This is a genomic window from Rheinheimera soli (assembly GCF_021290985.1).
Taxonomy (GTDB): Bacteria; Pseudomonadota; Gammaproteobacteria; order Enterobacterales; family Alteromonadaceae; genus Pararheinheimera; species Pararheinheimera soli.
In genome coordinates, this window is the sequence record NZ_JAJOYU010000007.1 from 143,445 (window position 1) to 157,702 (window position 14,258).

Sequence of the window (14,258 nt, forward strand, 5' to 3'; positions counted from 1 at the left end):
GGCCGCCGCTACTGCGGTATGGACTTACTCGGCCGTGACTATTCGTTCTATGGTGTCGTCGGATCTCAGAGTTAAAATTTCGCAGCCAGTCTCTGTCACGACAATAGTGTGTTCAAACTGCGCTGATAAACTACGATCTTTGGTGACAACCGTCCAGCCGTCTTTTAACAATTTACTATGACGCTCTCCAGCGTTGATCATAGGCTCTATCGTCAAACACATACCGGTTTTTAAGGTATCACCTGTGCCTGGGCGGCCATAATGCAGAACTTGTGGGTCTTCGTGGAATACCTGGCCTATGCCATGACCACAGTATTCACGCACCACAGAGTAGCTGTGTTTTTCGGCATGTTGCTGAATAACAAAACCAATATCACCTAAACGGGCGCCATTTTTTACTTTGCGAATACCCATATACAAGCATTCCTGCGTCACACGTATTAAACGGTCTGCCAGAATGCTGGGTTTACCAATAACAAACATTTTTGAGGTGTCGCCGTGAAAACCATCTTTAATCACAGTGATATCTATATTGATGATGTCGCCTTCTTTGAGTTTTTTCTCAGCGGACGGAATACCGTGACAAATCACCTGATTGACCGAAGTACAGATGGACTTTGGAAAACCGTGGTAATTTAGTGGGGCAGGGATAGCCTGCTGCACATCAACAATATAGTTGTGGCAAATGGTGTTCAGCTCTTCGGTGGTGACACCGGCTTTGACGTATGGCTCAATCATCTCTAATACTTCGGCAGCTAACTTACCTGCCACACGCATTTTTTCGATCTGATCTGCTGTCTTAATAATCGCGGCCATGCCATCTCTCTCTGCTGTAAAAATACACATTTCATTGTGTTTCAAGGGTGTCTATGGTATAAAGCGCGCCGCGATTTGGCAAATCAGATTCTGCTAAAAACGCAAAACGCAGATTAAAACTGCAATTAACTAAACAACACACATACATCGACACATAATCCGGGGTGCTGCAACTCATTGAGTTACGGTCGGTTTTATGGGATGTATGGAGGCCCAACCCCATTACTAAGGAATATTTATAATGGCAAAAGTTTCTATGCGCGATATGCTCCAGGCGGGCGTACATTTCGGTCACCAAACACGTTACTGGAACCCAAAAATGAAGCCATTCATTTTCGGCGCTCGTAACCGTGTTCATATCATCAACCTGGAACAAACTGTTCCAATGATGAACGATGCTCTGGCTTTCATTCAGTCTGTTGCTGCTAAAAAAGGCAAAATCCTGTTTGTTGGTACTAAGCGCGCTGCCTCTGAAGCAATCAAAGAAGCTGCTTCTCAAGTTGACCAGTACTATGTAAACCACCGTTGGTTAGGTGGCATGCTGACTAACTGGAAAACTGTTCGCCAGTCTATCAAGCGTTTAAAAGACCTGGAATCTCAAAGCCAGGACGGTACTTTCGACAAGCTGACTAAAAAAGAAGCTTTAGACCGTACCCGTGAAATGGACAAGCTGGAAAAAAGCTTAGGCGGTATCAAAGACATGGGCGGCTTGCCTGATGTTCTGTTTGTGATCGACGCCGACCACGAACACATTGCAATTAAAGAAGCCAACAACCTGGGTATCCCTGTTGTATCTATCGTTGATACTAACTCTGATCCTAAAGGTGTTGACTATGTGATTCCAGGTAACGATGACGCTATCCGCGCTATCCAGTTATACCTGGGCGCAGTAAATCAGGCCATCACTGAAGGCCGCAGCAAAAACATCGAAGTTCAGGCTGAATCTGAAAACTTCGTAGCTGCTGAGTAATTGCATTGTCTCTGTAGCCTTGTAACCAAGGCTACATATACCCTAAGTAATTGAAGTTGCGGCGCGGCGACAAGAGCGCGAGACCCCATGAAGATAGCTGTCTTATCTGATTGGGGCGAGAGATCGCAGGTAACAATGCGGCAGCTTCAAGGACGACGGGTATAAAGCAAGTTTAAACATACAGGGGCATAGGCCCCTGTTTGTCCACGAAAAAATTTTGCGAGGAACTCCCCATGGCTGTAACTGCCGGTATGGTAAAAGAATTACGCGAGCGCACTGGCGCTGGCATGATGGACTGCAAAAAAGCTTTAGAAGAAACTGCAGGTGACATCGAAGGCGCAATCGAATTAATGCGTAAAAACGGTCAGGCTAAAGCTGCCAAGAAAGCTGGCCGTATCGCCGCTGAAGGTACTGTAATCACTCGCGTTGGCAACGGTTACGCTGTTGCAATCGAATTTAACTGTGAAACAGATTTCGTAGGCCGTGACGCAAGCTTCCTGGCTTTCTCTAACGCTGCTGCTGATCTGGCTCACGCTAACAAGCTGTTCACTGTTGAAGAGCTGTCTGCTGCTCAACTGGGTGACACTACAGTTGAAGAAGCTCGCGCTACACTGGTTACTAAAATCGGTGAAAACATCAACATCCGTCGTATCTCTGTAGTTCAGGGCGACGTGATTGGTCAGTACACTCACTCAGGCCGTATCGGCGTGTTAGTAGTACTGGAAGGCGGTAACGAAGATATCGCTAAAGACGTTGCTATGCACGTTGCTGCTAACAACCCTTCATTCCTGACTCCTGAGTCAGTGCCAGCTGAAGTTGTTGCTAAAGAGCAGGAAATCCAGATCGAAATCGCTATCAACAGCGGCAAGCCAAAAGAAATCGCAGAGAAGATGGTTGCTGGTCGTATGACCAAGTTCACTGGCGAAGTTTCTTTAACTGGCCAGATGTTCGTAAAAGATCCTTCAATCACTACTGGTGAATTCCTGAAGCAAAACGGTGCTAAAGCTGTTAGCTACGTCCGTTTAGAAGTTGGTGAAGGCATCGAAAAAGCTGAAACTGATTTCGCTGCTGAAGTTGCTGCTCAAATCGCTGCTGCTAAGAAGTAATTTACGCTTTAGCAATGCTTTGAAACCAGCTAGAATAACCGCGACCTGACCTTCGTCTGTCGCGGTTTTTTTTGTGTACAGTTTAGGAAGTACGGCTGATTGTGTTTATCCAACACGCTGTATGACCTGACAATATGCAAGTAATCGACAGTAAAGGTTATACCTTCCAGATAAATGAGGACCTCATGAGCAATCCAAAACTAGCCTACAGAAGAATTTTATTAAAACTCAGTGGTGAAGCCCTGATGGGTGAAGAAGGCTTTGGTATTGATCCTAAAGTGCTGGATCGTATGGCTCAGGAAATCAAAGAGCTGGTTGAATTAGGTATTCAGGTCGCCATAGTGATAGGTGGCGGTAATATATTCCGTGGTGAAGGTTTAGCCAAAGCTGGCATGAACCGTGTGGTCGGCGACCATATGGGGATGTTAGCCACAGTGATGAATGGCCTGGCAATGCGTGATGCGCTGCACCGCGCCTTTGTAAACGCCCGCCTGATGTCTGCCATCCCGTTAAACGGTGTCTGTGACAATTACAGCTGGGCAGAAGCCATTAGTCTGTTAAAGTCTGGCCGTGTGGTGATTTTCTCTGCCGGTACTGGTAACCCGTTTTTCACCACAGATTCAGCCGCCTGTTTACGTGGTATTGAGATTGAAGCCGATGCGGTTTTAAAAGCCACTAAAGTAGATGGTGTCTATTCAGCTGATCCAGTGAAAGACCCTACAGCTACTCTGTACAGCAAATTAAGCTACACAGAAGTGTTGGAAAAAGAATTAAAAGTCATGGATTTAGCCGCTTTTACGCTGGCCCGTGACCATAATATGCAAATTCGTGTATTCAATATGAATACGCCTGGCGCACTGAAACGTGTGGTGCTGGGTGAAGAAGAAGGCACAGTGATCGACCACGCTGAAAAATTACAGTAAACTAACTGCCACTTTTTTGGTGTAGCAAAAAAAGGATAGCCAAAGTGATTAACGATATTCTCAAAGACAGCAAAACCCGGATGGAAAAAAGCGTTGATGCGCTGAAAAGCCAATTGTCAAAAATCCGTACCGGCCGTGCTCACCCAAGTTTATTAGACGGCATTCAGGTGTCTTACTACGGTGCAAACACACCATTACGCCAGGTGGCTAACGTGTCGGTGGAAGATGCCCGCACTCTGAGCATCAGCGTATTTGATAAAACTCTGGTTCAGCCAGTTGAAAAAGCCATTATGCAGTCAGATTTGGGTTTAAACCCAATGAGCGCTGGTACCACTATTCGTGTGCCATTGCCTGCTTTGACTGAAGAACGTCGTCGTGATTTAGTTAAAGTAGTACGTAACGAAGCTGAAGGTGCCCGTGTTGCAGTGCGTAACATTCGCCGTGACGCTAATGCTGATCTGAAGACTTTATTAAAAGATAAAGAAATTGGTGAAGATGACGAGCGTAAAGCCGCAGACGAAGTTCAGAAGCTAACCGACGCCTTTGTGAAAAAGGTTGACGAGGTTTTAGCTGACAAAGAAAAAGAGTTGATGGAAGTTTAATCAACCCCGCCCTGATTAGGGAAATAGCGCCGTGTAGGGTATACTTCGCGGCGTTTTTTATTATTGTGACAAGGTCAGATTCAGATGACAGAAGTGCAAACCGCGTTACAAAACGCGTTGCCACAACATGTCGCCATTATCATGGACGGCAACGGACGCTGGGCTGAACGGCAAGGCAGACCTCGGGTATGGGGTCATAAAAAAGGCGTTGACGCAGTGCGTCGTGCTGTGAGCTTTTGCCGTAAATTAGGCATCCAGTCTCTTACCTTATTTGCTTTTAGCAGTGAAAACTGGCGTCGGCCTGAAGACGAAGTCAGCGGTTTGATGCAACTGTTTTTACTGGTGTTACAGCAGGAAGTGAAAACCCTGCACAAGAATAATGTACGGCTGAATATTATCGGAGACTTGTCTCCCTTTAGCGACAAACTCAAACAACATATTAAAGAGGCGCAACAGCTTACAGCTCAGAATACAGCTTTGACCCTGAATGTTGCCGCTAATTACGGCGGACGTTGGGACATAGTGCAGGCAGCACAGCAATTAGCGCAAAAAGTAGCTGATGGTGAGATGACCGCCGCACAAATTGACGAACAATTGTTATCAGGCTGCATGCAAATGCACGAACAGCCGGAACTGGATCTAATGATCCGTACCGGTGGTGATGTACGCATCAGTAACTTTTTGTTGTGGCAAGCTGCTTATGCTGAGTTATGGTTTACCGAAACTTTATGGCCTGACTTTGATGATCAGGTGTTTTCGGAAGCTTTGGCCACCTACGCCAGCAGAGAGCGGCGTTTTGGTTGTACCGGAGCACAAATCCGTGAGCTGGCAATGCGTCCGATACAAGGATAACCAATTTGTTTAAGCAACGAGTTATTACAGCCCTGATCATGGCGCCACTGGCGTTAGCCGCAGTTTTTTTTCTTCCTTTACATTATTTCGCTATTTTTATTGCTGCAGCTTTTTTGATCGGTGCCTGGGAGTGGAGTTTATTTTGTGGCTACAACACCAAAGCCAGCCAATACGGCTTTGTTACTGTAGTTGCTGCGAGTATGGCGCTGATTTATTGGCAATTGCCTGATACGACCTACTGGCCAGTGCAAATGGATGTGCTGAGCAATAGCCTGTTGGCGATGGGCGTGGTCTGGTGGCTGATTGCTGTACTTTTGGTATTAAGTTACCCAAGAAGCAGTCAAAGCTGGGCTAAGGGGCATTTACGCCGTGCTTTGATGGGCTGGTTAACTTTGGTTCCCGCCTGGACAGCTTTATTATTAATACGTTCTGTTGATTTTCATCAATCCAGTTATACCGGCGCCTGGTTGATTTGCTTATTACTTGGAATAGTCTGGGCTGCTGATATCGGTGGTTATTTTATTGGCAAACCTTTTGGCAAACGTAAACTGTTGCCCGCTGTCAGTCCTGGAAAAACCCTGGAGGGCATGTTAGGTGGTGTTGGTTTTGTCATGCTGCTGGTCACTGCCGTAGCTTATTACCATGGTTTTCCAGAAGAGGTTGTCACCTGGTATTTGGCGGCTTTAGTACTGACAGTGTTATCTGTGTTTGGCGATTTAAGCGAAAGCATGTTTAAACGTGTGGCGGGCTTAAAAGACAGTGGTTCTATAATTCCTGGTCATGGCGGCATATTAGACCGTATCGACAGTCTGACGGCTACAGCACCGCTTTACGCAGTCTTGGTTGCTCTGATTGGAGGTTTCGCGTAATGCGGACTCTGGTGATCCTTGGTGCTACGGGGTCTATTGGCTGCAGCACTTTAGATGTTGTGGCTAAGCACCCGGATGACTATCAGGTGCTGGGCTTAACAGGTGCCACTCAGGTGGATAAGCTGTTTGCGCAAATTCAGCAGTTTAAACCTCGTTATGCGGTGATGACAGATACAATAGCCGCAGACCAATTACGTCAACTGGTAAAAGACGCTAATCTTTCCACTGAAGTTTGGGCTGGCGCTGGGGCACTTTGTGATTTAGCGGCTCACCCAGATGCAGATATGGTGATGGCGGCTATTGTCGGGGCAGCAGGTTTGTTACCCACTTTGGCTGCGGTAGAACAAGGCAAAACTGTATTACTGGCAAATAAAGAAGCGCTGGTGATGAGTGGTGAGCTTTTTATTAATAAAGTGCAGCAGTATGGCGCTACTTTATTACCAATAGACAGTGAACATAACGCAATCTTTCAATGTTTACCTGCGCAATTACAACAAAATACCGCGACTCAGAAACTGTCTGACTTTGGTATCAGCAAGCTGTTACTCACTGGCAGCGGTGGTCCGTTTTTACGCAAAGATCTGACAGAGTTTTCCGCTATTACGCCAGCTCAGGCTGTGGCGCATCCAAATTGGGTGATGGGGCAGAAAATATCAGTCGACAGCGCCACCATGATGAATAAAGGCCTGGAGTTTATTGAAGCGCGCTGGTTGTTTAATTGTGCTGCTGACGATATTCAGGTGGTGATCCATCCCCAAAGTATTATCCATTCAATGGTGCAATACACAGACGGTTCTGTGCTGGCGCAATTAGGTCAGCCTGATATGCGTACCCCTATAGCTCATGCTTTGGCTTTCCCCAAACGTATTCAAACTCAGGTAAAGCCACTGAATTTCTTCGAGCTGGCTGACTTTAGTTTCTCACAACCAGAACCAGCGCGTTACCCGAATTTGTATCTGGCAATAGCTGCTTGTGGTTATGGGCAGGGTGCCACGACAGCGTTAAACGCAGCGAATGAAATGACTGTGGCCGCCTTTTTGGCCGGGCAAATCAGCTTTACCAATATAGCTCTGCTAAACGAAAAAGCATTGGAGCGTTTTGCCACAATAAAAGCGCCTGATTTAGAAAGCATTCTGGCTCTGGACCAAGAGGCCAGAATGTTCATGCAAGACCAATTGAGAAAGGTGAGTTAATGTCGGGTTTTGTCTGGAATTTAATTAGTTTTGTGGTCGCTATTGGCCTGCTGGTCACTGTGCATGAGTTTGGCCATTTTTGGGTGGCACGTAAAAACAATGTACTGGTCAAACGTTTTTCTATAGGTTTTGGTAAAGCGCTTTACAGCTGGCGTGATAAACAAGGCACAGAGTTTGTGATTGCGATGATCCCTTTAGGCGGTTATGTTCGCATGCTGGATGAGCGGGTCGATCCTGTATTGCCACAGCATAAAGATCTGAGCTTTAACAGCAAAACTGTCTGGCAACGTATGGCTATTATTGCGGCTGGTCCAATCGCCAACTTCCTGTTCGCTATTCTGCTGCTGTGGGGGATGTACCTGATAGGCGTGCCCAATATTAAACCTGTGATAGGGCAGGTGACGGCAGAATCTATCGCGGCTAAAGCTGGTGTGCCTTCAAATGCGCAGATCACTGCTATCAACGGAGAACCGGCCGAAGACTGGCGTGCCATCAGCTTATTGCTGGTTGAGCAAGTCGGCAGTCCTGCTGTAGATATTACAGTGCAGCAACTGGAAGGCAGCGACCAAAGTTATCAGCTGGATTTAACCGAATGGGTATTTGATCCGGATAAACAAAGCGTATTTGGCAGTTTAGGCTTAGAGCCGCTACGTCCAGAAGTTTTAAATGAAATCAGTCAAATTCAGGCTGGTTCAGCGGCAGAAGCAGCGGGCTTGCAGTTGGGGGATAAGTTGCTTTCCGTCGATGGCAAAACTGTAGCTGATTGGAATGCTGTGGTTGCATTAGTACAAAACAGCGCAGAACGGCCACTGCTGTTTGGTATTGAGCGTGCTGGACAAGCGATGGATATTCTGGTGACGCCGCAAAGCCGCGAAACTGCGGATGGTTTTCATCAGGGCTACCTTGGTGTCAGTCCAAAAGTATTGCCCTGGCCTGAGCATTTATTGTTCACTCAGCAGTATGGCCCTGTACAGGCGGCTTGGGTTGGGGTAGAAAAGACTTGGCAATTGGTGCGATTAAGCTTCTCAATGATTGGAAAATTCATTTTTGGTGATATTTCTGTCAAACATTTAAGCGGGCCAATTTCGATAGCGCAAGGCGCTGGAAGCAGCGCAGATATTGGCCTGATCGCCTTTATCTCCTTTTTAGCACTGATTAGTGTCAACCTTGGGGTGATAAATTTACTGCCTCTGCCTATTTTGGATGGTGGTCATTTAATGTATCTTGTGCTGGAACTAATACGCGGCAAACCTGTCTCTGAGAAGGCGCAGGAGCTGGGTTTCCGGATCGGAGCTCTGTTGCTGCTGACATTAATGGGAATTGCGCTGCTCAACGATATTTCTCGTTTGTAATAAACTAATCAAAAGTAGTCCAAAACAATGACAATTAAACGATTAGTAGCTGCGATGTTACTTGCTGGTTTAAGTAACTCGGTGCTCGCTGAACAATCATTTACAGTGCAAGACATTCAGGTTGAAGGCTTGCAGCGTGTTGCGCTTGGTGCAGCATTAAATAATTTGCCGTTTAATATCGGCGATACCATCACAGAAGCCTCCTTATCGCGCAGTATCAAAAGTCTGTATGCGGCAGGGCACTTCGACGACATTCAGGTATTTCGTGATGGCAACACCATCATCTATCGCTTAAAAGAGCGTCCAACCATCAACAGTATCGAGTTTGATGGTAATAAAGACATCAAAGAAGAACAGCTGAACGAAAGTTTAGCTGATCAAAAAATTATTATTGGTGAGCCTTTAGATAAAACAGTGATCAAGGAAGTTGAAACTGGTTTAACAGAGTTCTACCACGGTGTAGGTAAATACAACGCTCAAGTTGAAATGAAGGTCACCTACCTGCCTCGCAACAGGGTGAACCTGAAAATCGAATTTGAAGAAGGTGATGCCGCTTCTGTTCGTCAGATCAATATTGTCGGTAACGAAATATTCGGTGACGAAGAGTTGCTGAAAAATATTGAATCACTGTATGACTTGCCCTGGTGGCGTTTCCTGGCTTCTGATCGTTACCAGAAACAAACCTTACAAGGCGACTTTGAAAAAATTCGTAGCTACTACTTAGACCGTGGTTACCTGCGTTTTAACATTGATGCCAATCAGGTGTCTGTCAGCACAGATAAAACTTCAGTTTACGTGACTCTGAACGTGACCGAAGGTGAGCAATACACTATTACTGATGTTGATTTTGTCGGTGATTTAATTGGTCAGGACGCTTTTATCAAGGCGTTATTACCGTTAAAAGCAGGTCAACTGTATAACGGTGCTCTGGTGACTTACACCGAAGAGAGTATTGCCAAGTTACTGGCTCGTTTTGGTTATGCCAACTCTAAAGTCCGTACCATTCCGAATATCAAAGACGATACCAAAGAAGTAGCATTGACCATCAGTGTCGACCCGGGTAAACGTGTTTATGTTCGTCGTCTTGACGTGACAGGTAATGCTTCAACCAAAGATGAAGTTATACGTCGTGAAATCCGACAAATGGAAGGCGCCTGGTTATCCAATGATGCGCTGGAATTGTCAAAAGACCGTATTCAGCGTCTGTCTTACATTGAAAAAGTTGACTTTGAAACCAAAGAAATACCAGGTGTTGATGACAAAGTTGATGTCACCTACAAAATTAAAGAACAGCCTTCAGGTAACTTTAATGCCGGTATTTCTTACGGCGACTTCCAGGGCTTGTCCTTCCAGATTGGCGTCGAGCAGCAAAACTTCTTCGGTACTGGCAACTCTGCAGGTGTCAATTTAAGTACCAACAAATACAACAAACAAATTCAGTTTTCTGTTACCGACCCGTATTTCACCTTGGATGCGATCAGCCTGGGTGGGCAGGTGTTCTACTCAGATACTGACTATTCAAGTTTGTCGTCTAACTTAGAAGCCTATAAGCAGAAACGTTATGGTTTTGGTGCTTCCGTTGGTTATCCAATCAATGAATACAACAGATTGAACTTCGGTACCAACTATGCGGTGAACGAAATCAACTCCTTGTCTGAATACGACCAGTTGCGTCATTTCAGAGCAGTGTTGATGGATAAAAATGACCCGGATGGTGGTTATAAGTTTACTAACTATGAGTTGGTTGCCAGTTGGATCCAAAGCACGTTAAACCGCGGCTTATTCCCAACTGCTGGTCATGAAATGGTACTGAGTGGCCGTATTACCACACCAAATTCAGATTTGCAGTATTACAAAACCACCTTTAATGCCCGTAAGTATATTCCGCTGAGCAATGATCACCGCTGGTCATTCTTAAGTAAACTGGAAGTAGGTTACGGTAATGGTTATGGTGATAAAGACGGCTACGACTACACCTTGCCGTTCACCGATAACTTCTATGCTGGTGGCCAGAACTTACGTGGCTTTGAAGCGCGTATTATAGGTCCGCATGCGATTTATCGTACTGCGACCCAAGTGCCTGGCTTGCCTAGTCCAATAGGTGGCTCAGGTTCACTTCCTACTGATCCGAGTTTTGACACTTATTTAGTGTCACCACGATCAACGGGTGGTAATGCGATGGCTATTGCTACCCTTGAATTAATCACACCAACACCTTTTGTTGGTGAGGATTATGTGAACCAGATACGCACCAGCTTATTTGTGGATGCGGGTAACGTCTGGGACACAGAGTTTGACCTCAGTCGTTACGACAACTTAAGTCCAGGTTCTAGTCAGGGGTTCAACAGCCCTCCGCTGCTTGATTACTCTGACGCTGGCTTAATTCGTGTTTCGGCTGGTGTGTCTTTACAATGGATCTCACCTATGGGTCCATTGACATTTAGTTTGGCGAAAATCATCCGCAAAGAAGAGGGTGATGAGCAAGAGAACTTTAGTTTCAATATTGGTACTACATTCTAATTTTATGGGAAAGGGAAACACATGTTTAAGCAAAGCTTAGCAAAAACTGCATTGGTATTAATGGCTGGCCTGTTAATGGCCGGTACTGCTGCAGCAAAAGAAATGAAAATTGGTTTAGTGGACGTGCAAGCTATTGTTGCTCAGTTACCTCAGACCACTACTATTCAAAATACATTAAAAGCTGAGTTTGAAGGCCGTATTGCTGAAGTGCAAAAGCTGGAAAAAGACATCGCTTTTAATCAGGAAAAATTAAAGCGTGATGGCGCGACCATGAACGATCAGCAGAAAAAAACTCTGCAAGCTGAAATGGAAAAGCAAATGCGTAGCTACGAGCAGTTAGCTCGTCCTTTGGATGAAGATTACCGTAATCGTCAGGCTGAAGAGCGTAACAAGCTAATGGCTTTAGTAAAAACTGCCATTGATGCTCTAGCGAAAAAAGACAACTACGACCTGATCTTAAGTGCTCAGGCTGGTGTGTTTGTTAAACCTGAATATGACATCTCTAATGCTGTTGTAGCTCAGGTGAGCAAAGCCAAATAATGGCGAAGCTTACTTTAGCTTTTATAGCTGAGCAGTTAAATGCTCAGCTAGTTGGAGACGCCACGGCACTGATTAGTGCCGTTGGTACTTTGGAAGATGCGACAAGCCATCAGATCAGCTTTTTATCCAACAGCAAATACCGTAAATTTTTGCAATCGACTCAAGCCGGTGCTGTGCTGATTAAAGCTGAGGATCAAAGCTATTGTCCGGTCAATGCACTGATAGTGAATGACCCTTATGTGGCTTTTGCCAAAATAGCTCAGTTATTAGATTCCACACCTGCTGCCGCTTATGGGCGGGGGCAGAATATAGTGATAGACCCTTCAGCTACTGTGCCTGATTCAGTTGTGATAGGCCCCAACGTGGTGATTTCCGCTGGTGCCGTCATTGGTGAAAACGTACAAATTGGCGCCGGTTGCTTTATTGGTCAACAGGTCCAGATAGCGGATGGCTGTAAAATCTGGCCTAACGTCACCTTTTACCACGGTGTACGGCTTGGTAAAAACTGTCTGGTACACAGCGGTGCTGTGATAGGAGCTGACGGTTTTGGTTTTGCCAATGAACGTGGCCGCTGGTTGAAAATTCCTCAGGTCGGTACTGTCATCATAGGTGACGATACAGAAGTAGGCGCCAATACCACCATAGATCGTGGTGCTTTAGGCGATACTGTCATTGGCAAAAACGTGATTCTAGACAATCAGGTACAAATTGCTCACAACGTACAAATAGGTGACCATACAGCTATTGCAGGTTGCACAGTAGTGGCCGGCAGCACTAAAATTGGCAAGTATTGTATTATCGGTGGCGCCTGCGCTATTAATGGTCATATGGAGATTTGTGACGGTGTGCAAATCACTGGCATGTCGATGATCATTAAATCTATTACCGAAAAAGGTATCTATTCATCCGGTACTCCGGCCAGCACTAATCTGGAATGGCGGAAAAATAGTGTCCGGTTTCGTCAACTGGACCAGATGTATCAAAAATTACGGGAACTTGAGCAGCAAATGGCCGCTTTTTCCCTGCCGCCTTCAAAAGACGAATAAAATATAAGAGGTTCACTTTGGCTAACCAATTGAATATCCTTGAAATACAGGAAATCATGGCCTTGCTGCCACACCGCTATCCATTTTTAATGATCGACAGAGTATTGGATTACACACCTGGCGAATCTTTAACTGCTATTAAAAATGTCACTATCAACGAGCCGATTTTTACCGGTCACTTCCCTAATATGCCTATTTTTCCTGGCGTGTTAATTCTGGAAGCGCTGGCTCAGGCAACAGGCATTTTAGGTTTTAAGACGGTGACAGAACGCTCTGAAAACGAGCTGTATTTATTTGCTGCTATAGACGAAGCTCGTTTTAAAAAGCCAGTAGTTCCAGGTGATCAAATGGTGCTGGAAGTGAAATTTTTAAAAGAACGCCGTAATTTGTGGAAGTTTTATGGTGAAGCCAAAGTGGATGGCCAGGTCGTTTGTTGTGCTGAACTGATGTGTGCCAGAAGAGAGCTTTAATATGATCCATCCTACCGCTGTGATAGAACCCGGTGCCGTACTTGGTCAAAACGTCAAAGTTGGACCATTTTGTTATATTGCCGCTAACGTGGTGATTGGCGATGACACAGTGCTTGAATCTCATGTGGTGCTGAAAGGCCCAACCGTCATGGGCAAAGGCAATCACTTTTACCAGTTCACCAGCATAGGTGAAGATTGTCAGGACAAAAAATACAACGGCGAGCCGACAGAACTAGTCATTGGTGACAACAATGTATTCCGTGAAAACTGTACTGTGCATCGTGGTACTGTTCAGGATAAAGGTATCACCCGCATTGGCTCGAATAACCTCTTTATGAACAATACCCATGTCGCTCACGACTGCGTGATTGGCGATAACGTGATATTTGCCAGCGGCGCTCAGTCTGCTGGTCATGTACATGTTGGAGATTGGGCTATTTTAGGTGGCATGACAGGTATCCATCAGTTCTGCCATATAGGCGCTCATGCCTTTATTGGCGGTGGTTCTATAGTGGTCAAAGACGTACCTCCATACCTGATGGCTCACGGCTCACATGCTGTACCAGCAGGTTTAAATGTCGAAGGTTTAAAACGCCGTGGCTTTAGTGCCGACGCTATTTTAGAAGTACGCCGTGCTTATAAAGAAGTCTACCGTAAAGGCTTAACAGTGCAGGAAGCTTTGGATGCTCTGGCAGAAAAATCTGCAGAATTCCCGGAAGTCAAAGCCTTCACTGATTTTATCGCCAACTCCAGCCGTGGCATTATCCGCTGATGGCTGAGTTGCAATTCAAGGTTGTTCCTTAGTTGCCGGAGATGGTTTCGGCACTAAGGAGTGACACTGCAAGTTTAAGATCAATCCGGAACACTCTCCTTCATTACCACCTTAGTTTATTGCTATTGCCTAGAACTAATCGGTGCAGAAATAACCGAAAAGAAAGCAGGACAGCGACGGCGGTTTATCTGCGTGCATTAATCTTTTGAAGGTAAGATTACATTCGT

The 14,258-nt window shown here is 45.6% G+C and carries 14 protein-coding genes; 13 read left to right on the forward strand and 1 reads right to left on the reverse strand.

The window, feature by feature from the left end:
* Window positions 1-24 precede the first annotated feature (24 nt).
* Window positions 25-816 (reverse strand): type I methionyl aminopeptidase, encoded by a 792-nt coding sequence (map, locus tag LSG37_RS07290; protein ID WP_008900632.1) that lies wholly within the window; start codon window positions 814-816, stop codon window positions 25-27.
* A gap of 241 nt (window positions 817-1,057) precedes the next feature.
* Here map and rpsB point away from each other — a divergent pair, with 241 nt between their 5' ends.
* The 13 genes from rpsB (at window position 1,058) to lpxA (ending at window position 14,031) form a co-directional block, all read left to right on the forward strand.
* The gene (gene rpsB, locus LSG37_RS07295) at window positions 1,058-1,786 is read left to right on the forward strand and encodes a 30S ribosomal protein S2 (RefSeq protein WP_008900631.1); all 729 of its coding nucleotides are present in this window, start codon (window positions 1,058-1,060) and stop codon (window positions 1,784-1,786) included.
* Window positions 1,787-2,019: 233 nt separating this feature from the next.
* The gene (gene tsf, locus LSG37_RS07300) at window positions 2,020-2,892 is read left to right on the forward strand and encodes a translation elongation factor Ts (RefSeq protein WP_233079261.1); all 873 of its coding nucleotides are present in this window, start codon (window positions 2,020-2,022) and stop codon (window positions 2,890-2,892) included.
* Window positions 2,893-3,077: 185 nt separating this feature from the next.
* Window positions 3,078-3,815: a UMP kinase gene (gene pyrH / locus LSG37_RS07305; RefSeq protein ID WP_008900629.1), complete on the forward strand. Its 738-nt coding sequence runs from the start codon at window positions 3,078-3,080 to the stop codon at window positions 3,813-3,815.
* A gap of 44 nt (window positions 3,816-3,859) precedes the next feature.
* A complete protein-coding gene (gene frr / locus LSG37_RS07310) occupies window positions 3,860-4,417 on the forward strand; it encodes a ribosome recycling factor (RefSeq protein WP_233079262.1) in 558 nt (185 codons plus the stop codon).
* A gap of 84 nt (window positions 4,418-4,501) precedes the next feature.
* Window positions 4,502-5,269, forward strand: coding sequence for a polyprenyl diphosphate synthase (gene uppS, locus LSG37_RS07315; RefSeq protein WP_233079263.1), 768 nt, complete (start codon window positions 4,502-4,504; stop codon window positions 5,267-5,269).
* A gap of 5 nt (window positions 5,270-5,274) precedes the next feature.
* Window positions 5,275-6,138 carry a phosphatidate cytidylyltransferase gene (locus tag LSG37_RS07320; protein WP_233079264.1) on the forward strand — a complete coding sequence of 288 codons (864 nt, stop codon included), beginning with the start codon at window positions 5,275-5,277 and terminating at the stop codon, window positions 6,136-6,138.
* Window positions 6,138-7,331 carry a 1-deoxy-D-xylulose-5-phosphate reductoisomerase gene (gene ispC / locus LSG37_RS07325; RefSeq protein ID WP_233079265.1) on the forward strand — a complete coding sequence of 398 codons (1,194 nt, stop codon included), beginning with the start codon at window positions 6,138-6,140 and terminating at the stop codon, window positions 7,329-7,331. The genes LSG37_RS07320 and ispC overlap by 1 nt, the downstream gene beginning before the upstream one ends.
* Window positions 7,331-8,683, forward strand: coding sequence for a sigma E protease regulator RseP (gene rseP, locus LSG37_RS07330; protein WP_233079266.1), 1,353 nt, complete (start codon window positions 7,331-7,333; stop codon window positions 8,681-8,683). The genes ispC and rseP overlap by 1 nt, the downstream gene beginning before the upstream one ends.
* A gap of 27 nt (window positions 8,684-8,710) precedes the next feature.
* Window positions 8,711-11,203 (forward strand): outer membrane protein assembly factor BamA, encoded by a 2,493-nt coding sequence (bamA, locus tag LSG37_RS07335; RefSeq protein ID WP_233079267.1) that lies wholly within the window; start codon window positions 8,711-8,713, stop codon window positions 11,201-11,203.
* A gap of 21 nt (window positions 11,204-11,224) precedes the next feature.
* Window positions 11,225-11,743: an OmpH/Skp family outer membrane protein gene (locus LSG37_RS07340; protein ID WP_233079268.1), complete on the forward strand. Its 519-nt coding sequence runs from the start codon at window positions 11,225-11,227 to the stop codon at window positions 11,741-11,743.
* Entirely contained in the window at window positions 11,743-12,789 is a 1,047-nt protein-coding gene (lpxD, locus tag LSG37_RS07345) for a UDP-3-O-(3-hydroxymyristoyl)glucosamine N-acyltransferase (protein WP_233079269.1), read from the forward strand. Before LSG37_RS07340 ends, lpxD begins: the two co-directional genes overlap by 1 nt.
* 17 nt (window positions 12,790-12,806) lie before the next feature.
* The gene (gene fabZ, locus LSG37_RS07350; RefSeq protein ID WP_233079270.1) at window positions 12,807-13,259 is read left to right on the forward strand and encodes a 3-hydroxyacyl-ACP dehydratase FabZ; all 453 of its coding nucleotides are present in this window, start codon (window positions 12,807-12,809) and stop codon (window positions 13,257-13,259) included.
* 1 nt (window position 13,260) lies between these two features.
* Entirely contained in the window at window positions 13,261-14,031 is a 771-nt protein-coding gene (gene lpxA / locus LSG37_RS07355) for an acyl-ACP--UDP-N-acetylglucosamine O-acyltransferase (protein WP_233079271.1), read from the forward strand.
* Window positions 14,032-14,258: the final 227 nt, after the last annotated feature.